Source organism: Marinobacter sp., assembly GCF_052091845.1.
Lineage (GTDB): Bacteria > Pseudomonadota > Gammaproteobacteria > Pseudomonadales > Oleiphilaceae > Marinobacter.
On record NZ_JBQDCO010000027.1, the window covers coordinates 1 to 21,339 of the forward strand.

General features: G+C 51.8%; 17 protein-coding genes. 4 read left to right on the forward strand and 13 right to left on the reverse strand.

Going from position 1 to position 21,339, the window contains the following annotated elements; genetic code table 11:
* Positions 1 to 935 (forward strand): polysaccharide deacetylase family protein (locus tag ACTHYN_RS10075; RefSeq protein ID WP_441812321.1); only part of this gene is annotated, 935 nt, incomplete at its 5' end.
* Between the two features lie 60 nt (positions 936 to 995).
* Entirely contained in the window at positions 996 to 1,988 is a 993-nt protein-coding gene (locus tag ACTHYN_RS10080; RefSeq protein WP_441812322.1) for a glucosamine inositolphosphorylceramide transferase family protein, read from the forward strand.
* Here ACTHYN_RS10080 and ACTHYN_RS10085 read toward each other — a convergent pair.
* Genes ACTHYN_RS10085 through ACTHYN_RS10115 form a run of 7 tightly spaced genes read right to left on the reverse strand, consistent with a single transcriptional unit; the run spans position 1,938 to position 10,273 of the window.
* Complete coding sequence (locus ACTHYN_RS10085; protein WP_441812323.1) at positions 1,938 to 3,044, reverse strand: GNAT family N-acetyltransferase; 1,107 nt, start codon at positions 3,042 to 3,044, stop codon at positions 1,938 to 1,940. The two genes, ACTHYN_RS10080 and ACTHYN_RS10085, sit on opposite strands and share 51 nt — an antisense overlap.
* Position 3,045: 1 nt before the next feature.
* The gene (locus ACTHYN_RS10090; RefSeq protein ID WP_441812324.1) at positions 3,046 to 4,347 is read right to left on the reverse strand and encodes a FemAB family XrtA/PEP-CTERM system-associated protein; all 1,302 of its coding nucleotides are present in this window, start codon (positions 4,345 to 4,347) and stop codon (positions 3,046 to 3,048) included.
* On the reverse strand, positions 4,347 to 5,708 hold the full coding sequence (locus ACTHYN_RS10095) for a hypothetical protein (RefSeq protein WP_441812325.1): 1,362 nt from the start codon (positions 5,706 to 5,708) through the stop codon (positions 4,347 to 4,349). Before ACTHYN_RS10095 ends, ACTHYN_RS10090 begins: the two co-directional genes overlap by 1 nt.
* 4 nt (positions 5,709 to 5,712) lie before the next feature.
* Positions 5,713 to 6,588, reverse strand: a complete 876-nt coding sequence (locus ACTHYN_RS10100) for a polysaccharide biosynthesis protein (RefSeq protein WP_441812326.1) — start codon at positions 6,586 to 6,588, stop codon at positions 5,713 to 5,715.
* Complete coding sequence (locus ACTHYN_RS10105; protein WP_441812327.1) at positions 6,588 to 8,189, reverse strand: XrtA system polysaccharide chain length determinant; 1,602 nt, start codon at positions 8,187 to 8,189, stop codon at positions 6,588 to 6,590. The genes ACTHYN_RS10100 and ACTHYN_RS10105 overlap by 1 nt, the downstream gene beginning before the upstream one ends.
* Complete coding sequence (locus ACTHYN_RS10110; protein WP_441812328.1) at positions 8,189 to 8,827, reverse strand: XrtA/PEP-CTERM system exopolysaccharide export protein; 639 nt, start codon at positions 8,825 to 8,827, stop codon at positions 8,189 to 8,191. Before ACTHYN_RS10110 ends, ACTHYN_RS10105 begins: the two co-directional genes overlap by 1 nt.
* Before the next feature lie 39 nt (positions 8,828 to 8,866).
* Positions 8,867 to 10,273 carry a TIGR03013 family XrtA/PEP-CTERM system glycosyltransferase gene (locus ACTHYN_RS10115; RefSeq protein WP_441812329.1) on the reverse strand — a complete coding sequence of 469 codons (1,407 nt, stop codon included), beginning with the start codon at positions 10,271 to 10,273 and terminating at the stop codon, positions 8,867 to 8,869.
* 317 nt (positions 10,274 to 10,590) lie between these two features.
* Here ACTHYN_RS10115 and ACTHYN_RS10120 point away from each other — a divergent pair, with 317 nt between their 5' ends.
* Both ACTHYN_RS10120 and ACTHYN_RS10125 read left to right on the forward strand, forming a co-directional pair.
* Positions 10,591 to 11,499: an XrtA system polysaccharide deacetylase gene (locus ACTHYN_RS10120; RefSeq protein WP_441812330.1), complete on the forward strand. Its 909-nt coding sequence runs from the start codon at positions 10,591 to 10,593 to the stop codon at positions 11,497 to 11,499.
* Positions 11,500 to 11,519: 20 nt separating this feature from the next.
* The gene (locus ACTHYN_RS10125) at positions 11,520 to 12,572 is read left to right on the forward strand and encodes an ExeA family protein (protein ID WP_441812331.1); all 1,053 of its coding nucleotides are present in this window, start codon (positions 11,520 to 11,522) and stop codon (positions 12,570 to 12,572) included.
* A 16-nt stretch (positions 12,573 to 12,588) separates the two neighbouring features.
* On the opposite strand, the gene prpD is transcribed toward ACTHYN_RS10125, so the two are convergent.
* From prpD to ACTHYN_RS10155, 6 genes are all read right to left on the reverse strand, one after another.
* The gene (gene prpD, locus ACTHYN_RS10130) at positions 12,589 to 14,073 is read right to left on the reverse strand and encodes a 2-methylcitrate dehydratase (RefSeq protein ID WP_441812332.1); all 1,485 of its coding nucleotides are present in this window, start codon (positions 14,071 to 14,073) and stop codon (positions 12,589 to 12,591) included.
* A gap of 35 nt (positions 14,074 to 14,108) precedes the next feature.
* A complete protein-coding gene (prpF, locus tag ACTHYN_RS10135) occupies positions 14,109 to 15,284 on the reverse strand; it encodes a 2-methylaconitate cis-trans isomerase PrpF (RefSeq protein WP_441812333.1) in 1,176 nt (391 codons plus the stop codon).
* A gap of 329 nt (positions 15,285 to 15,613) precedes the next feature.
* Entirely contained in the window at positions 15,614 to 18,226 is a 2,613-nt protein-coding gene (gene acnD, locus ACTHYN_RS10140) for a Fe/S-dependent 2-methylisocitrate dehydratase AcnD (protein WP_441812334.1), read from the reverse strand.
* 284 nt (positions 18,227 to 18,510) lie between these two features.
* The gene (prpC, locus tag ACTHYN_RS10145) at positions 18,511 to 19,641 is read right to left on the reverse strand and encodes a bifunctional 2-methylcitrate synthase/citrate synthase (RefSeq protein ID WP_441812335.1); all 1,131 of its coding nucleotides are present in this window, start codon (positions 19,639 to 19,641) and stop codon (positions 18,511 to 18,513) included.
* A 16-nt stretch (positions 19,642 to 19,657) separates the two neighbouring features.
* The gene (gene prpB / locus ACTHYN_RS10150; protein ID WP_441812336.1) at positions 19,658 to 20,545 is read right to left on the reverse strand and encodes a methylisocitrate lyase; all 888 of its coding nucleotides are present in this window, start codon (positions 20,543 to 20,545) and stop codon (positions 19,658 to 19,660) included.
* A 30-nt stretch (positions 20,546 to 20,575) separates the two neighbouring features.
* Positions 20,576 to 21,256, reverse strand: a complete 681-nt coding sequence (locus tag ACTHYN_RS10155; RefSeq protein WP_441812337.1) for a GntR family transcriptional regulator — start codon at positions 21,254 to 21,256, stop codon at positions 20,576 to 20,578.
* Between the last annotated feature and the right edge of the window lie 83 nt (positions 21,257 to 21,339).

The following is a 21,339-nucleotide window of genomic DNA, read 5'->3' on the forward strand; positions in this document are numbered from 1 at the left end:
CTGTTTTTCTGTTACATCGGTTCGCTGATGAATCCCGTGGAATCAGAGGGCACTCGCAGGCATACCTTGAAACCGCCCTCACCTATCTCAAAAAAAATAACTATAACGTGGTGTCTGTACGCCAAGTTGTAGAGGCACTTATCAGCGGTGAATCTCTGCCGCCGAAAGCCGTAGCCTTTACTTTAGATGATGGTTTTTATGATCAGGCTAACCTGGCACTGCCTGTATTCGAAAGTTATCAGGCACCGGTTACGGTGTTTCTGGCCACAGATATGCAGGACCAGCACTATTGGTCTTGGGACTACAAACTCGAATATGTGTTCAACCACACATCCCACCAAAGCCTTGAACTCAATTTAGGCGAAGGCGTCACACAAGTGGCGTTCGTAAACTCTGAGGATAAACGGTATCTGATAAGAACCCTGCGGAAATTAAACAAGCGCCTGCCGAACCAAGACGCTGAGTTAGCGGTCAAAACATACGCTGAGCGCCTTGAAGTGAGTCTTCCTGCCGAAGCTCCTGACGAATATCAGCCGATTAGCTGGCAACGAGCCCGTAGTCTTGAATCTCGCTATATCGAATTTGGGCCACACACCCAGCGCCATCCGATTCTGGCCCAGGTCAGCCATGAACAAGCAAAGCAGGAAATCGTCGGTAGTTGGCGGGCACTTCAAGCAAACGTGGCAAATCCTGTCCCGGTATTTTGTTACCCGAGCGGCCGGAAGGGTGTTGATTTTGGCGCCAGAGAACAAGAGCTTGTGAAACAGGCTGGGTTAATCGGTGCGCTGTCGGCAGACCCTGGCTACGTTCATCTTAGAAAAAACAATAACAACCTTTATGCGCTAAAGCGTTTCAGCTTTCCTGATGATCTTGCTCACTTCAAACAGTATTGTAGCTGGCTGGAGTACGCTAAAGAAATAGCATACGTTAGATGATTTTATTACAGTTTTAAAAATTAACTTTTTTGTCCGCTAAACGGTAAGAGATTTTCGAGCATGAGAAAGCTAACTATAACAGCATCTGTTTTTATTATTTTTTCATTCGGATTAGGTTTTGGCTATCTCATTAGTAAAAAACAAATCTTCCCGTATCACTTACTAGAATATACTTATAACTTTATAAAACATCAAAAAAATAAAAATGTCGTGGAGTCTGGCCCCTGGTCAATAGGTGTTTATGAAGGAGACTCTCCTTTTAATCTACATTCATCTGGTAAAACAAATAACCCCGTGCTTACCGCATCAGACGTTACAGATGTAGACGCCACTTTTGTCGCTGATCCGTTCTTTATTCGAGAAAATGATAGTTTTTCCATGTTTTTTGAAGTATTTAATAGAAAAACAGGTCATGGTGATCTTGCATATGCCGAAAGCCCTGATGGTGACAATTGGTCATATAAGAGTTTAATTATCGATGAACCTTTTCACCTCTCCTACCCTCACGTCTTTGAATGGGATGGTGAATTTTATCTCATAGCAGAGAGCTACGCTGACCTGTCAGTCAGGCTTTATAAGGCCAAAAAATTTCCGTCTGATTGGGAATATGTGGGAAACCTTTTATCAGGCTACCCGTATATCGACCCGACTATTGTGAGGCATAATGACAAGTGGTGGCTTTTTGTAAGTACACCAAGCAATGAAAACTTAAATCTTTATTTTTCAGAGGAATTAGATAATAGTTGGACACCACACCCAATGAATCCTATCGTCCGGAAAAATAAAAATATCGCTCGGCCTGCCGGCAGAATTCTTCAGCATGATGACAGCCTGTTTCGTATTGCGCAGGATGACTATCCGGAATACGGTACTCAGGTCTTTGGCTTTAAAATAATTGAATTAAATGAGAAAAGTTATCGAGAAGTGCCGATTGATGGTGGTGCCATTTTGTCTGGCTCAGGAAAAGGATGGAACGGCGCGGGAATGCACCAGCTTGACGCTTTAAAAATAGGTGATAAATGGAAGGCGGTTGTAGATGGTCGTGATAGGTAATTGATTTAAAATCAATTTCATGGTGCAGCGATCAGCTTGCTGAAGCGCTCTGATTACCTCTGGAGCGCTTCGACTATCTTTTAGACGGTAAAGCATTTTCAATATCGGGTGTTTCACAAACATCATCGAAATCAGCGGCTCACTTTCGGTTGCAAGCCGCTGTTTATAGTTTTCTTTCTTCCCCGAACCGGCCAACATATCGAAGCTATGGGTGCCCTCTTCCTGAAAGGCTTTTTCGATAGCGTAACCGAGATGCAAGGTGCCGATAGCTAGCTTAGGGTGGAAGTTCTCTTCAAAGCCACTTTGAAGGTTATAGACACACCCCTGGTATTGCACGTTATACAGCACAGATATCAGCTTCCCATTGCTTCGCAGCCCCAGCAGTTGAGGTTTGCCGCCCTCTTTTATAACCCTGTTTAGAAAAGCGGTGTTAAAAGCCAAAGCTTTGTCGTTGTAGACCGGCTTTCCCCAGCGGCTCTGGTGAAACGCGTTCAGGTGCCGAAAAAATTCACGAGGATCGCGATTTTTCTCATACATGTCCTCATGGGAGATCTCACCTAAGGACTCCAAAACCTTACGGCGATTATAGAGGCGCAGGCGGGTATTTCGGCCAAGTGCTTTCAGGTAGGCTTCAAAAGAATGTTCTGTGCGAACCAACCAGGCTGTATCCGAGGCCACTACTCTTGCCAGCCATCGTTTTTTACGCGCTAATGCGCGAAGCTCGGCCACCTCGGTCGAATCAGCAAGCAAATCACTGAAAATAGCTTCAGCCCAGGAATGCTTGTCCAATAACTGCTCAAGCTGACTAACAGCGTTTGCAGGGACATCTTTGACAGTTGCAAAGGTGTTGTATTCTGTTCTGGTGGATCGTATTTTTCTATAACTGCATCCGACAAACTCAATAGAACGCACAGGCAGCAGGTTTTTTAGTCGGTAGGTTGAGGTGTAAATGCCTGACCCTCCGCCCTCCCAACCTTTTACCAGCTTAAGCCCATTCTCCAGCCCCCATACATCCCACCAGGCACTTTGCCAGGCGTTGGTTTGAAAAAGGCTCATGTCAGGGCAAGCTCTTTACAATATGCGGCCCTATGAGTCTTGTAAGCCATACCGGCAAACGCTGCCATACGGCTATCAACAGTTTGAATTTAGGGTTATCCGGGTTCAGTTCCGGCAGGCGCTCGCGGGGAGGCAAGCAATAATCCCAGTGCATGGGAATGGGCTGGGCGCCCCACTGCTGTTTGAACTTGTAAGTACCTGCATCTGTGCTGCAACGTCCGAAATCAAATACCTTATAGCTTTGGGATATGGCAAATTCCAGCACCTTCCAATACATAAACATGTTGACGCCGGTGTTGTTGAATTCCCGCAGTGTCGATGCCCAAGGGATCTCCATTTGCTCTGCATGACCAATTAAAAATGCACAACCGGCAGGCTTTCCACCCAACTTCACAACGACCAGCCGAGTTGACTCCCCCAAATGTTGAAGCAGATTCCGGAAAAAGTCTTTGCCGTAAACGGGCGTTCCCAAGTCTCTCATGTTGCTGGCAAACACATCATAGAATGCGTCGAGCAGCTCTGCTCCGCCAATCACGAATTCCGGATTTTCCCGTTCAGGCCGGCGTATCTGGGCTCGCAGCTTTGGTCGAAAGCTCTGCCAGAGCGATTCAGATGTTGTGGGCAACGGCAAAAGGAAGGTGACTTTATCCCGCCGTTGCTGCAGTTCAAGCCCACTATCTTGAAGATGACGCAGCTCGATATGACTTGCGCCTATGTCTTGTCGCCATTCGTTCGCTGCGACAAGCAGTTTGTTGGCTGCTTCCTGATTGTTGGCCAGCAGCCCGCCGTAATTAAAATAAGGTACGGATACGACAAAATTTCCGAACAGCTTGCTGCTGAGCTGAACCAGCGGCAACACGCCCAGGATTTCCCCGTCCGAGGCTAATGCGCAGCAGTAATGGGTAGTGTGCCCGTAAGTCTGCTCAATAAATCGGCGGATACGCATAAAATGATAGGGGGACGCAGCCGGGTGACCTTTCACAAATTGATCCCAGCCTGATTCCGCTTCCATGCCGGGAGCAACGGTTACTACTTGATGGACCGGCTTGGCAGAAAGATTCTGGACAGGATTGGCAAGCTCCGGGAGCGTAAATTCTGATGACGGAGTTGTATTTTTGGCCTGATTTAGCTCTTTTTTCTGAGCTTTTTGTAAGGCTTTGACTTCGTCTGATACCGCCTTCAACTCGTGGATCAGGGCGTCTGCATCTTTACCTTCCTTCTTGGCTTCGCCAATCTGGCGGCTCAGACTGCCTTTGCGGTTTTTCAGGTCTTCCAATTGTTGTTTGCGTGAGGCAATAACCACTACTGTCTTGCCTCAACCAGAGAAAAGCCGCGACTAACCACAAACCGAAGTTCAAACTGGTCGCCATCGTTTCTGAGGGACTCTGAGCGCAGGTATGACTGGTAGAACTCAACACCAAAGGTGGTGTTTTCTGCAATCTCACGGGTCCAGCTCATATTTAAGCGGTGGACCTGGTCAACAATATTGCCGGTATTGTCATCCGCGTCACCTTCCCATCGATACCCGAAGTTCAGCCGTTGTAGTGTCGTGAGCTGAAAGCCCAGGCTTGCACCGCCACGGTATTCATAGGTTGTATCACCGGAATTTTGAGATTCGAGCTTGGCGAGTGATGCGTACACCCCAACATCACAGGCACTGCACATCTGTTGGTTGTCGTGGGTAAGCGTCAGTGAATCCTCGATTACCAGATCCCGTAATCGAACGCTGTCTGGCTCCTGGAATGAGAAGATAGGTGGCTGGTTTAAAGTAAGTTCTGTGGCGCTGTCTGACATGCTGCGATCAAATTTCACCGACGTGCGCGAATACGATGTCATCCAGGCTCGCTCTATAAAGCCGGTGAACGCTTCGTACTCGCTGGTGGCTCCGGCGCTATACTCCGTTTCTGCTCTGCTGCCACCGCCACCGACCCTGAAGGACCCGCTTTCCAGAGCCAAACTGTAAACCAGCTGCGCGGTGTCAATGGTGATTTCCAGATCATCTTCGTCTGACCAGCTTCTGCGAACATTCAGGCCACCTGTGGAACGCTCCGTCAGCCTTCGGGAAAAATCACTGGCTAACGTAATTGACCGCTCATCGTCGAGTTCATCCGAACCAAAGCTGCGACCGGCCTGCCCGGAGAAACGCCACGTTGATAAATCACCCGGGTAAAAGCTCAACCCGGCGCCCGCAGTCAGAGTATTCTGGGTATCGTAGCTGGTAGGATCCAGCTCGAAACCTGTATTGTTGCGCACGGAATTTATGGTGTGGCCCAGGTTAAAATCCAGGCGGCTGCCCGGATCAAAGTACCTGTAACGAGACGCGCCAATGATCGACGTATTGCCCGACTGCTCATCGTCAATTGTCTCATGTTTCGTTTGCAGCGTTCCGCCGTATCTCAGATCAAGCGTGTTGGCGCCGCTTTCGAGTGTGCCGCCCACACGCCCAGACAAACCAACACCCGGCTCAGTATTAGTATATTCTGAATCGCCCCGATCCGTTCGGATGTGGGTCACATTGGTAAATGCCGAAGCTGAACCGGAGATCGCACTGATGTTATCGCTAAGGCCCTGAGCCGTTGCGGTATAAGACCAGACCAGACAAAAGGTACCAACGTAAAGACCGCCGAGACTGCGCTTGCGTGCGTTCCCTGCTCTAGATTCCATGGGGCTACTCCTGAAAGACCAGGCCAGAGAATTTATCAGACCCTAGGGCGTCTACAGATTCTTCAATCTCCTCTCCGGTTACCTCTCCAAAGGGAATGCCAAAGACAACCTGGTCTGCAAAGCGCTCAATAATCCGCGCTTCTGTATTGTTCCTGAAAGGCGGTGCATTCAGAACAATACAACGATCCGGATAACGGGCCTTCAGCTCATCAACTAATTCCCGCATACGCATGGAGGAAAACAGCTCAACTGCAGAGGACGCGTTTGTACCTGCCGGTATAACAGAGAGCCGCTCAACACCACTGGGGTAAAGAATCGATTTGATATCCATGGACCGGTCACCTACAAAGTCTGTCACGCCGTCAGTCATGCGGGTGGAAACCAAACCGTCCAACTCCCGGTTGTATGGATCACAATCAACAAACAGTGCTGAGGTGTGTGAATCCAACGCAAAGGAAGCCGCCAGGTTAAACGCAGTTAATAACCCGCCGGTAGTGTTACCCAGACTACTAAACATAACCGCAAAGTTACCCTCGCCGGCACGATTACGGAGCTGAATACGAAGCTCACGGTACGCGTCCATCACCTCTTTATCCGGCATGCCGGAATAAATTATTTTCCGCTCTCGCAGTTGCTCCAGGCTCCAGGGCTTGGGGTTACCGATGAGAGACAGAGACATTGCCGAATCATAAACTGTTGGCGCGTGCTCATTGTCTTCTGGCTCGAGGTGAGTCCAGTTGGGGTTCTCGCGCTCCGAGCCAGCGTAGGGGCTCTCTTTACGAAAACCTTCTTCGGGCTTTGCTTCTCCGCGATCGTGTTCGAGTTGACGGCGCTCGTCCTGGCTTTTCAGGAGCGCATTGTAGAGTTTATTGTCTTCCATCAATTGCTCCCGCTCTCAAGCTCTGACTCAGCGCCAAATACAAACTCGCCTAACTCGCCAACTTTATCGATCAGTTGTTCAGGGGTTAGGCCCATTACGCCAAAAACCAGAACGGCGAGATAACCGACCATGAACACCGCCAGCACAACCAGTAGTGCCAATACATCCTTGCGCAGTAAGCGGTCGTGCCACGTGCTGCGGTAATGGGGGATGGTGGTTAATACCGGAATGGATTCCGGCAGGGCGAGTTGTAGCGCCCGCGGCGACCTTACTCTCTGATCAAGCATAACCAGCATAACCAGCAAACCCAGCACAGCAGCACTGCCCAGGAAAGGGCCAGCCAGGCCAACCTGAAAGAGCTGAATGCCATCCCATTGTGTGGGGTATGATGCCGGCTCCTGAATTTTGTAATTTACGCCTTCGCCTTGCACATCCAGGGTCATGGATAAACGGGCTTTTTCCCGGCTCTGGAGCATGTCTTCGTATACGCCCCGCGTAACATCGTAATCACGGGTAAGCTCTGACAGTTCTGCCTGATTTTCCGCTACTCGCTGTGAGCGCTCAAATCCGTCCTCCAGGAGTCGTTTCAGCGATTCCAGTCGATTCTTCTGGACTTCCAACTGCGTTGTGCTCTCGGAGAGCTGGATTTTGAGGTTTTCGTATACCGGGTTTTCCATCACCTCCGTAACGCCCCCGTCACGATCTGCGTCTGTTTGAGTGGAAATCTGTTTCTCAAGATCCGCTATCTGGCCCTGAACGCTTACGACATCCGGATGCTTTTCATGATACCGCAACAGCAGTGAGTCGAGTTCCGAGCGTAATGACACAAGTCGACGTTCCGCTGAGGACTTGCCCGCGTCAAGGGTTACCCGCCTTACGGGCTGCTCTTTTTCAAGTTGACTGCGAGTAAGTTTAACCTCGGATTCGGTTTGCTGGATTTCCAGCTTCAGGTTTTCAATACTGCGCCGAAGGCCTTCGGCTCTGGAAAGCGCGCTACTCTCAGTACCATCCTGATTGGCAGATTTGAACTCTTTCAACCTCTGCTCGGCCTGCTCAAGCTGGCGCTGGTAACTTTTTACCTGGGAATCAATAAACTCATAAGCGTTCTGGCTTTCAGTCCGTTTTTTATGCACAGTGCGCTCAACAAAGCGGTTCAGTACCGAGCTAAGAACCTCGAAGGCTCCATCGGGACTCCCACTAGTGTAGGAAAGCTCAATAAAGTTATTATTTGATACATTTACCCCTATCTGGTTGCGCAGACTTTTGATTTTACCGTTGCGGACAGCGTCTAGTTCGCCACCTTTCAGGATACCTGTGTCCGTTGCAACCTGCTCCAGAAAGGAGCGGCTTTGCATCATTTCCCGCGCTTCGTTAATGCGGTCTAGCTGGGTCAATTCAGCTTTGCCCTGAAGAAGTGGCTGAAGAATACTGGCCTGATCCGCATACAAAACAGCTTCAGAGGTGTAACTTTTGGGCATTAAATACGCAGCACCTAACGCCCCCACCGTCACGACCATAAAAACAATAACCGCAGCCAACCTGTGCTGGTACAGCTCAATCTTTACAGCCCGTATAATATCGAGAATGAACTGCGGCCCCATCAGAGCTCGCCTCTAAACAGTTGCTTGCGGGGAACACTGATCACATCACCTGGTTGCAGGTTGTGATTGGTGCGCATATCGCCGTCGGTAAGGATCGCGCCAAGGTCCAAGCCGAAGCTCTGGTATTCACCGTTTATTTTGCGGTGCAGAACGGCTCGACTGTCTGCGGAAAAATCGGTGACGCCACCAGCCATCAAAATAACATCTAGCACTGTCATGCCAGGCTGAAAGGCAACAGACTGAGGTGCGACCACCTGGCCAGTCACTCGTATGCGGTTGCGAAACTCTTTGCTCATGGGGTTGGTAACCATTACGGTCACCTCGGGCGTGCGGATATACTCGCCGAGTGTATCGCTGATTTCAGAGGCCAGTTGCTCCGGCTCTTTACCTTCTGCTTTTACATCGCCCATCAGCGGCATGGAAATAAACCCGTCCGGACGAACCACGATGGATTGTCCCAGTTCGGGGTTGCGCCATACATGAACCGCCACGGTGTCTCCAACCCCTATTTCGTATGCTACGGTCTCGAGCTCAGAAGCCGGAGGCATCTCGGCCGAAGGCGGCAGGCCAGAACAGGCCGACAAAACCAGCCCAAGTGTCGCTATCAGGCTTGCTCGCATTAAGGTGAAAATCGTCATAAATACTCTCCAAATACGTATTATTCTTAACCAGTTGATTTACCGAACGCCTTTGCCCAGAAGAATCACTTCCACCGTTTGAATCATGATCAGAAAATCCATTAGAAGGCTGTGATTTTTGGAATAATAAAGATCGTACTCCAGCTTACCCTTGGCGTCTTCAACCGAAGCGCCGTAGGGGTATTTAAGTTGGGCCCAGCCCATCAAGCCAGGCTTCACATAATGCCGGGTATCATAAAACGGGATTTTTTCTTTAAGCTCAGACACAAACTCGGGTCTTTCAGGGCGCGGCCCCACAATGCTCATTTCGCCTTTGATTACATTATAAATTTGTGGCAACTCATCCAGGCGGGTATTGCGTATAAAGGCGCCAACACGAGTCACACGGTTGTCATTGGTGGACGCCCACTGGGCTTTGCCATCCTTCTCTGCATCCTGCCGCATACTGCGAAACTTATAAATACGAAACTCTTTACCAAACATTCCAACGCGGGTTTGGCTATAGAGGATGGGCCGCCCGGTTTCTATAAACACGGCGCAGGCTGTAAGAATAATAAATGGCATCATGACCGCAAGAAGCGAAATGCTGATCAGCAGATCCAGAAAACGTTTGGCAAAATCCCGGGTTTTTGAGGCTTGAAACCCTTCTGAGAACACAATCCAGGAAGGGTGAACCATGTCCAGCTTGGCTTTTTTCAGTTCCCGCTCATAAAAGTCGATGCCATTGGTTACTGCTATGCCGCGAAGCTTGCACTCCATAAGGTCTGGCACTGACAGCCAGCCACCCTCGTTTCTGCGGCGCTCTTGCTGGGCGATAACAATTTCCGACACCCGGTTCTGCCGGCAAAACTTGTAAAAATCGTGAGGCTTCGGTAACAGGTTGTCGGCACCCACGGCTGCGTTGGGCTTCTCACCAATACAGCCAATAATTTGCACACCGAGCGCGCGCATGTTGTGTTTGTATTCGTCGAGCAGGTTGGCGGCAAAATCACCGGTACCGAATATGACAACTCGACGCAGGAGTTGCTCTGAATCGACAACCCGAAGAAATGCAAGGCGCAGCAAAATCACAACCATGGAGGCTAAAATAACCGCCCAGAACAGGTTAGTACTGCCCGGGTCTGCCGCTGGCAACACCAGATACAGAAACTTCAGCCCAATCCCCCCCACAAAGCAGTAGGCGACCAGGGTGCGGAAAAACAAGGCGGATAGACTCTCCTGAACCATGGCCAGGTAGCCACCCATAGCCAGTGTTCCGAAGCTGAGCACCAATGCAAACAGGCTTGCTGACAATATGTTCGTTTCTACAGAGGAGTAACCAACGCCCGCGACTGACAACAGCAACGCGAGAGAGATAAAAATTGCGTATAGCGCAAAAAATTCCAGTGCCGCGAGCACCAGATACGGGATATGGAGGTAGTGTTTTCTAAAACGTATGTATGACACACCAAACTTCCTTGTCGCCTGCACAAAAATTTGTGACAGACTAACAGCTAATTATCCGATAGCCCACACTTAATGGCTCTGAAGGAGCACATTGTAACATCGGATCCCTTTATTTTCTTGACGTCTATGTTGCTCTAAATAAGATGTAATCACAAATTACTGTATCTTTAAGTAACATAGTCTACAGTAGTTCTTCCCGTGGCGGGGATTGTTCGCCACAAAAATTGTATTTGAGCGGTTGACAGGTGAAACTCTGGCCGCCGAGTTTATTGAATCTGGTACTGCTGGATAACTGGTACTATTGGAAAGGAGCATCCATGCCGAGCCCGGACAAAACTACCCCCTTACACGCCATGAGTATCGATGTAGAGGATTACTTCCACGTTGCGGCTCTCTCGGGCGTTGTCAGCCCGGACCAGTGGGATTCGTTGCCCTCCCGTGTGGAGCAGAACACCGAGCGCCTTTTGGCGCTGTTTGAAAAGCACCAAGTGAAAGCGACGTTTTTCGTGCTTGGCTGGGTGGCTGAACGGTTTCCAGGCGTTATTCGCAAGCTATCCGATTACGGCCATGAAATAGCCTCTCACGGGTACAGCCATCAGTTAATCTATACACAGTCGCAAGCCGTGTTCCGGGAAGAGACCATCCGCTCCAAAGCGCTGCTTGAGGATATCACTGGTAAAACGGTAGAGGGCTATCGGGCGGCAAGTTATTCCATAACCCGGGAGTCTCTCTGGGCGCTGGATATTCTGATTGAAGCGGGTTTCACCTGGGATTCAAGCATTTTCCCGATTCGGCACGATAACTACGGCATTCCCAACTCCCCGTCTGCGCCCTACACTATCGAAACTGCCAACGGCGCAACTATTCGCGAATTCCCTCTAACGACGGCACACATGCTGGGGCTCTCAATACCGGCCGCAGGGGGCGGTTATTTTCGACAGTTCCCCTACCCTTTATTTCGCTATTTGTTTCGGAACGCCTCTGGTTTCGGGAGCAGACCGCAAGTATTTTATCTGCACCCCTGGGAGATAGACCCCGAGCAACCTCGATATAACGATGCAAGCTGGTTTTCGCGCTTCCGGCACTACACCAACCTTGACAAGTGCTACAGCCGCCTTGATCGTTTACTCGGTGATTTCCGATTCGGTACCGTAAGCGAAAGCTATAACGCCTATGAACCAGACAAAACCCTGCTGCGCAGCGATCAGTTGATTCGCCTCGCCTGATTCAGGAACAGGACCTGCTAATGTATTTGGATTTTTTTGGCTTGCACAGACACCCTTTCCGCATTACGCCGGAAGACGATTTTATCTACATGAGCCAGCAACACTCCCGGGCCTATGTATACATGTCTTCTGCTATTTGGAGTTCGGAAGGCTTTGTGGTTATCAGTGGTGAAATTGGCTCTGGCAAGACAACTCTGCTGAAAAAGACCATTCGCAACCTCGACGGCAACCTTAAACTGCTCAACATTTCCTATACAAACCTGGAATCCAAGGATCTGTTTGGCTTGATACTTCGCAAGGCCGGGATGAAAGCAGCAGGCGACGACAAAGTGGCCATGCTTTTCCAGATCTCGGACTACCTGGAGAAGATGGCTACAGCAGGCACGCCTGTTGTATTGGCTATCGATGAGGCCCAGAACCTCACCCGGGAAAATCTGGAAGACGTCCGTATGCTAGCCGGAATGGAAAGCATGGGCGGGCCTTCAATGCGCGTTATTCTGCTTGGCCAGCCAGAGCTGAAGCAGGCAGTTTTGGATATCCCCCAGCTTGCTCAGCGAGTAAAACTGTTTTTCCATCTGGAAGGGCTCACGCACGCAGAAACTACAGATTACGTTGAACATCGTCTTCTGGTTTCTGGCCACGGAGATAACAAGCTTTTTGATACCGACACGCTAAAGGAAGTACACAAGTTGAGCAAAGGCATTCCACGGCTGATAAACAAGCTGTGCGACGGCATGATGATGTGCGCCTATGCCGAAGACCGGCCCTTTATAGACCCCCACGATTTGAACTCTATTCGCAAAGATCTTCTGGGGAATGAACTGTCTAAAGAGTCGCCGCAGCCGCCTGAACTCCGAAAGAAAGTAAAGCCCACACCAAGACGAAATAAACCCAACACGAAGATCAGTTCGAGTGACGTGGCTGGCGTGTCTAAGGCGCTGGTTCGTATGGCCGAAGCACTAGAGCGGATTGATAAACGCTTGACTAAAGCCTTCCCGGACGAAGAACCTCCCCTCCGGGCAAGCAGAAACGCCCCAGATAATGTGGAATCCTTATCACCGGGGCGCAAATAGGCACTGACTGGAGCGCTTAGATAACGAACATGCCCACAAACTCGTGAACCGGCGTTTTCTCCAGCCCGTTTTGCTCTTTGCACACCTTGAAGATATGTTCACATTGCTGCACTGGAAAACGGGTTGCCAGATTAGACCGGAATTTTTCTTCCAACAGAGGGATACCGTCTTTTCTGCGCCGGTAGTGACCTATCGGATACTCCACAGCAACCTGCTCGGTGCTTGATCCATCCTTGAAAAAGACCTGTATGGCGTTGGCGATGGAGCGCTTGCTTTCCTCCAGGTACTCTCTGGTGAAGCGCGCATCTTCGATGATCTCCATCTTTTCCCGCAACACATCGATAGCCGGATGGGCGTTATGAAAATCGTCTTCGTAATGCTCAGCCTTCAGCTCACCAAAAATCAGTGGCACTGCAGCCATGTATTGCAGACAGTGGTCTCGATCTGCAGCGTTGGCCAGTTTGCCCACTTTCGAAATAATCCGTATAGCCGATTCATGGGTGGTGATCACAATCTTGTCTATCTCATCAAGCCGGTCTTTTACCTGTGGGTGGAGGATAACTGCCGCCTCTGCTGCCGTCTGGGCATGAAACTCGGCAGGGAAAGAGATCTTGAACAGTATATTTTCCATCACGTAGGAGCCGAATGGCTGAGGTAAGGAAAACTGACGTTCGCTTTCTGGCTTGATGGCCTGATCTTTATTGGTTTTGCTAAACAGTACGTCGTAAAAGCCCCACTGTGGCGCGGTTAAAGCACTGGGAATGCCCATTTCGCCGCGCATGGCAATATCCGCCAGGCGAACAGCTCTGGAAGTGGCGTCGCCAGCAGCCCAGGATTTACGCGAGCCAGCATTCGGTGCGTGACGGTAAGTTCGCAGTGCCTGGCCATCTACCCATGCATGGGAGAGCGCCGAGAGCAACTGTTCGCGAGTGGCGCCCATCAGTTTGGCAGTAACAGCCGTCGAGGCGACCTTCACCAGTAAAACATGATCCAGCCCTACCCGGTTGAAGGAGTTCTCCAGTGCCAACACGCCCTGAATCTCATGGGCCATGATCATGGCTTCCAGAACTGTGCGCATGGTGAGTGGTTCCTGGCCCTCTGACACACGTTTCTGAGACAGGTAGTCGGCCACGGCAAGAATACCACCAAGGCTGTCCGAGGGGTGCCCCCATTCAGCCGCCAACCAGGTGTCGTTGTAATCCAGCCAGCGAACAATACAACCGATATCCCAGGCTGCTTTAACGGGGTCAAGCCGAAACCGGGTGCCCGGAACACGCGCACCATGGGGCACAACCGTGCCCTCCACGAGAGGACCAAGATGCTTGGTGCATTCCGGAAAGCGCAGCGCCAGCAGGCCGCAACCAAGCGTGTCCATTAAGCAGTGCCGGGCCGTAGTCCAGGCTTCTGTGCTGGTTACCCGATAAGTCAGAACATAGTCAGCAATCCGTTGCAGAACGTCGTCATAATCGGGTCGCTCATTAAGGTCGAATGTTGCAGTCATAGTGGCTCCTCCTTTCAGGGTTCACAGTGTCAGGTTCAAATTTCCTCTGGTGTACGCACCCACCCTTCCATCAAAATGCGGGCACTACGGCTCATAATGGCTTTAGTAGCTGTCCACTGGCCATCCACTTCTTTGGCTTCGGCCCCAACCTGCAGAGTGCCCGATGGGTGGCCAAAGGTGACTGAAGTGCGGTCACCACCGCCAGCCGCCAGGTTGACCAGGGTTCCGGGAATGGCTGCTGCAATTGCAATAGCAACGGCCGCGGTTCCCATCATGGCGTGGTGTAGCTTGCCCATGGAAAGCGCCCGGACCAGCACATCGATATCTCCCGCAGCTATCTGCTTGCCACTGGATGCAGTGTAGCCTGTCGGTGGCGCTACGAAGGCCACTTTGGGTGTGTGTTGCCGGGACGCTGCTTCTTCGATGTTCTGAATCAACCCCATTTTTAACGCACCGTGGGCACGAATGGTTTCAAACATCGCCAGGGCCTTGGGATCACTGTTGATGTCGTCCTGAAGCTCTGTGCCGTTATAACCGATTGCCTCTGCATTAATGAACACCGTGGGAATGCCGGCGTTGATCATGGTGGCCTGCAAAGTACCCACGCCGGGCACATTTAGCTCATCCACCAGATTGCCCGTTGGGAACATGGCACCTTCGCCATCGGCAGGGTCCATGAATTCCACCTGCACCTCGGCTGCAGGGAACGTAACACCGTCCAGTTCAAAGTCACCGGTTTCCTGCACTTCGCCGTTGGTGATGGGCACATTGGCAATAATGGTTTTGCGGATATTGGCCTGCCAGATGCGTACGATTGCAGTGCCGTTTTCGGGAATGCGGCCGTTTGGAACATAGCCACTGTTGATCGCAAACGCGCCTACGGCGGCTGTCAGGTTGCCGCAGTTTCCGCTCCAGTCTACGAAGGGTTTATCGATGCTTACCTGCCCGAACAGGTAATCCACATCGTGATCTGACTGAGTGCTTTTGCTCAGAATAACGGTTTTGCTGGTGCTGGATGTGGCGCCGCCCATACCGTCGGTTTGCTTTTGGTAGGGGTCTGGGCTGCCAATAACCCGCAGCAGCATGTTGTCCCGAGCTGGGCCAGGTGTCTGGGCTTTTTCCGGGAGGTCGCTCAGGCGGAAGAATACGCCTTTGCTGGTGCCGCCACGCATGTAGGTGGCGGGAATTTTGATTTGGGGAGCGCTGGACATTATGGGGTCCTTTTTGGTTTGTTAAAGCTTGAGTATGGGCCTCTCTCCCCCTCTCCCTAGCCCTCTCCCACCAGGGGAGAGGGGATACACAGCGATACCCCTAGAGTAAAGAGTGCTTTACCCCAAGCTTGAGAGCAGTGCAGTTAAGCCCCTCTCCCGCAAGGGGCGAGGGGAGTAAAGTCATTATTCCCTCTCCCACAAGGGGCGAGGGGAGTAAAGTCATTATTCCCTCTTCCACAAGGGGAGAGGGGAGTAAAGTCATTATTCCCTCTCCCCTTGTGGGAGAGGGTTAGGGAGAGGGGGGGTTGAAGCAGGGCTTTAGCCCTACCTCAAACAGCCCCTTCAGACTCCAAAAAGTCCTGGGCAAATCGCTGCAACACACCGCCGGCAGAGTAGATTGACTGCTCCTCAGCGGTATCCAGCCGACAAATCACCGGCACTCGCTCAGAGTCGCCACCCTTACGGTGAATGACCAGGGTAAGCTTCGCTCCCGGCGCCGCAACACCCTCAACATCGTAGGTTTCCGTGCCATCAATATTCAGAGTTTTGCGGGTTGTGCCCTCCTCAAACTGCAAAGGCATCACACCCATGCCCACCAGGTTTGTACGGTGAATCCGCTCAAACCCTTCCGCAGCAATCGCTTCCACACCCGCCAATGCGACACCCTTGGCGGCCCAGTCGCGGGACGAGCCCTGGCCGTAATCGGCACCGGCAATGATGATCAGTGGCTGCTTGCGCTCCATATAGGTTTCTATGGCTTCCCACATACGGGTAACCTTGCCTTCTGGCTCGATGCGCGCGTATGACCCCTGCTTCACCTTGCCGTTTTCATCCAGAACCATTTCGTTGAACAGTTTGGGGTTGGCGAAGGTGGCGCGCTGAGCGGTCAGGTGATCGCCACGGTGGGTGGCGTAGGAGTTGAAGTCTACTTCCGGCACACCCATTTTGTGCAGATATTCACCAGCGGCGCTATCCATCATAATGGCGTTGGATGGCGACAAGTGATCGGTAGTGATGTTATCTGGCAATACCGCCAGCGGGCGCATGCCTTTGAGTGACTTCTCGCCAACCATACCGCCTTCCCAGTATGGCGGTCTGCGAATGTAGGTACTCATTTCGCGCCAGTCATACAGTGGGTTGATCTTGGCTTGGGCATCACGGGTGACATCAAACATCGGAATGTAGGTGCTGCGGAACTGCTCCGGCTTCACCGACTGCTTCACGATGGCGTCTATTTCCGCATCGTCTGGCCAGATGTCTTTCAGGGTGACGGGGTTGCCGTCCTGGTCGTAACCCAGTGCATCTTTTTCGATATCGAAACGGATGGTTCCCGCAATCGCGTAAGCCACAACCAAAGGCGGTGACGCAAGAAACGCTTGCTTGGCGAAAGGGTGAATCCGGCCGTCGAAGTTACGGTTACCAGAAAGCACGGCGGTAGAGTACAAATCGCGCTCAACCACTTCTTTCTGGATTTTCGGGTCCAGCGCACCACTCATGCCGTTACAGCTTGTGCATGCAAAACCCACCACGCCAAAGCCCAGATTTTCCAGCTCTGGCAACAACTCAGCGTCTTCCAGGTACATTTGCACGGTTTTGGAGCCCGGCGCCAGAGAGGATTTCACCCAGGGCTTGCGGGTCAGACCCAGCTTATTAGCGTTACGGGCAATCAGGCCGGCAGACACCATGTTGCGTGGGTTACTGGTGTTAGTGCAGCTTGTGATGGCCGCGATAATCACCGCGCCGTCTGGCATTTTGCCTTCTTCCTCTACCCATTCACCGGCAATACCGCGTTCTGCCAACTCTGATGTCGGCAGGTGTGCGTGCGGGTTGGATGGGCCAGCCAGTGTGCGGTGAACCGAGGAAAGATCAAACGTAAGAACCCGCTCGTATTCCGCTTGCTTCAGCTCATCGGCCCACAGGCCGGTGTGCCTGGCGAAGGTTTCTACCAAAGCCACCTGCTCGTCTTCACGGCCAGTCAACTTCAAATAATCGATGGTTTGGCCATCAATGTAGAACATGGCCGCCGTTGCGCCGTACTCCGGAGTCATGTTGGAGATGGTGGCACGGTCTCCTACGGTGAGGCTGTCTGCGCCTTCGCCATAGAATTCCAGGTAAGCACCTACCACACGCTCAGTGCGCAGGAACTCGGTCAACGCCAGTACCATATCTGTGCTGGTAATGCCTGGCTGCAACTTGCCAGTCAGCTCAACACCGACAATATCCGGCAAACGCATCATGGAAGCGCGGCCTAGCATTACGCTTTCTGCCTCCAAACCGCCTACACCTACGGAGATAACCCCAAGTGCATCCACCATTGGGGTGTGGCTGTCTGTACCTACGCAGGTATCCGGGAAGGCCACTTTTTTGCCTTCACCATCGGTACGTGCCTGCACCACCGGAGACATTTTCTCCAGGTTAATCTGGTGCATGATGCCGTTGCCCGGGGGAATTACATCCACGTTTTCAAACGCAGTTTTAGTCCAGTCAATGAAGTGGAAGCGGTCGTCGTTGCGACGGTCTTCAATGGCCCGGTTTTTCTCGAACGCGTCTTCTTCGAAGCCTGCGTGTTCCACCGCCAGGGAGTGATCAACGATGAGCTGCGTGGGGACAACCGGATTTACTTTGGCCGGGTCGCCGCCTTTGGCAGCAATGGCGTCACGCAGGCCGGCCAGATCCACCAGTGCGGTCTGGCCCAGAATGTCGTGGCACACTACGCGAGCCGGATACCAGGGGAAGTCGAGATCGCGCTTGCGCTCAATGAGCTGCTTCAGGGAATCTGTAAGTGCTGCCGGATCGCAACGGCGAACGAGTTGCTCTGCCAGGATCTTGGAGGTGTATGGCAGTTTATTGTATGCGCCGGCCTGAATATCTTCCACGGCCTGGCGGGTGTCAAAATATTCCAGGTCGGTGCCTGGAAGGGGTTTGCGGTAATTGGTGTTCATGGGCGGTACTCTGAATCTGTTGTGTTTCCCCCTCTCCCTAACCCTCTCCCACAAGGGGAGAGGGAATAATGACCTTACTCCCTTCGCCCCGTGCGGGCGTGGGAATAATGACCTTACTCCCTTCGCCCCGTGCGGGCGTGGGAATAATGACCTTACTCCCTTCGCCCCGTGCGGGCGTGGGAATAATGACTTTACTCCCCTCGCCCCTTGCGGGCGTGGGAATAATGACTTTACTCCCCTCGCCCCTTGCGGGAGAGGGGCTGGGGGAGAGGGGGGATCGTTTTTTAGGCCCGCTTCTCAATCGGTAGCCATTCAGCACTTTCAGGGCCCGTGTAATCAGCACTTGGCCGAATAATCCGGTTATTCGCCCGCTGCTCTTTCACGTGTGCGGTCCAGCCAGAGACGCGAGACATCACAAAAATAGGTGTGAACAATTCGGTCGGAATGCCCATGAAGTGGTAAGTCGAGGCATGGAAGAAGTCGGCGTTACAAAACAGCTTCTTTTCGCGCCACATGACTTCTTCGCACCGCACGGATACCGGATACAGAACTTTATCGCCCACATCTTCGGACAGTTTTTCAGACCATTTTTTGATGATCACGTTTCGCGGATCCGACTCGGTGTAAACCGCGTGACCAAAACCCATGATCTTTTCTTTACGGGCCAGCATACCCATCAAGCCGTCTTCCGCTTCATCAGGGCTCTTGAACTTCTGAATCAGTTCCATGGCTGCTTCGTTAGCACCACCATGCAGTGGGCCACGCAGAGTACCCACAGCACCGGTTACGCAACTGTGAATATCGGATAGCGTAGAAGCGCACACCCTGGCCGTAAATGTGGAAGCGTTGAACTCATGCTCGGCGTACAGGATCAACGACACGTTCATAACGCGCTCGTGAAGCTCGCTTGGTTTTTTACCGTGCAGCAACTCCAGAAAGTGCCCGCCAATAGAATCCACATCACTGCTGGTTTCAATGCGAACGCCTTCATGGGCGAAACGGTACCAGTAGGTGATAATGGAGGGGAACACGGCCAGCAGTCGGTCAATTTTATCGTCCTGTTCGCTGAAGTCCTGCTCGGTTTCGAGGTTGCCCAGCATAGAGGCGCCAGTGCGCATCACGTCCATTGGGTGGGCATCTTTTGGTATGTTTTCAAGCACTGTTTTCAGGGCATCGGGTAAGTCACGAAGGCCTTGCAATTTTTTCTTGTAGGCATCCAGCTCTTGCTGGTTTGGCAGCTTGCCGCGCAGTAGCAGGTATGCCACTTCTTCAAACTGGGCGTTATCCGCCAGATCACTAACGTCGTAACCGCGATACGCCAGACCGGTTCCGGTTTTACCAACGGTACACAGCGACGTTTCTCCAGCGACTTGCCCGCGAAGACCTGCGCCACCTGTTTTTTTTGATTCCGCCATGATCGCTCTCCTCTGATTATTTGGACTGCTGGAATAACTGATCCAGCTTCTGTTCGAATTCGTGGTAATTCAGGTAGTCGTACAGTTCCATACGAGTCTGCATCAGATCAACCACATCTTTCTGGTCGCCCTTCTCAAGAATGTTCTGATACACGGTTACCGCGGTTTTATTCATGGCGCGGAAAGCACTCAAGGGGTACAGCACCATGGCTGCGCCAGCCTCGCCCAGCTCTTTTCGGTTATAAAGTGGCGTTGCGCCAAACTCAGTAATATTAGCCAGAATGGGCACGTCGCCCAGCGCTTTAGAGAAGGCTTCGTAGTGTTCAAGTTCAGTAACCGCTTCGGCAAAGATGCCATCAGCACCGGCATCGATGCAGGCTTTTGCACGGTCGATAGCCGCTTCCAACCCTTCTTTCTGAAACGAATCTGTGCGGGCCATGATAAAGAAGTCTTTATCGACCCGGGCATCTGCAGCTGCTTTGATGCGATCAACCATTTCCTCTTTGGAAACAATTTCTTTATTCGGGCGGTGCCCACACCGTTTCTGGGCTACTTGATCCTCAATATGGACAGCGGCGGCGCCAGCCCGCTCCATTTCGCGAATGGTACGGGCGATATTGAATGCGCCACCCCAGCCGGTATCTATATCCACCAACAACGGCAGTTCGGTTGCAGCCGTAATGCGGCGCACGTCTTCTACCACATCGTTCATGCTGGTCATGCCCAAATCCGGAAGCCCGTAAGAAGCGTTTGCCACGCCGCCGCCAGAAATGTAGATCGCCTGATGGCCAACTTTCTCAGCCATCATGGCTGCGTATGCGTTCACCGTTCCTACAATTTGCAACGGCTTGTTATCATTCAGGGCTTTGCGAAAACGCGCGCCGGGAGATAGCTTACTGGACATATTTTCCTTCCTTTCAAATAGTTTGAAACATTAAATAATTAAAACGCCTTCCTGGATTTTTCGCTCAATGTTTTCACGGGCGGCATTAATGTGTCTTTTCATAAGAAATTCTGCGAGTTCACCGTCGCGCTGGGCAATGGCCTCAACAATGCGGCGATGCTCCCCAAGGGCACGATGAGGGCGCCCGGCGGAGGTGCTTAACCGGTAGCGATACATGCGCACCATGTAATAGAGATCACCAAGGAGCATCTGGGCAAGCTTGGTATTCCGGCTGCCAGTGGCTATGCGGTGGTGGAAGTCGTAATCCCCTTCGGCCTGATAATACGCCTGGCCCTGGGCTTCATCGATCATGGTTTCGTGAGAGTCCAGGGTAGCCTGAAGATCTGCAATTTCCTGATCTGTCATGCGTTCAGCGGCTTGGCGCGCCGCCAACCCTTCCATGGGTTCACGGATGCGATATAGCTCTACCAGTTCGGTTGCACTTAAGGACACCACTCTTACACCCGCGTGTGGGCGACGAACCAGCAGCCCGCGAGACTCAAGACGGCCAAGCGCCTCACGCAACGGTCCACGGGTTAATTCGAAACGGGAGCAAAGGTCCAATTCACCAATTTTGTCACCCGGGGCCAGATCCCCCTTAACGATTGCCGTTTGCAAACAATCGAAGGCTTCATCTGCTCGCGTATAAGTTTGAGTGGTCATATTCGGCATGGTTTGTCGACAATATGGACTGTATGTTTAGAAATCTACGCTCTAAACCACAGATTGTCAACAATCCCTGAATAGTCATGTTA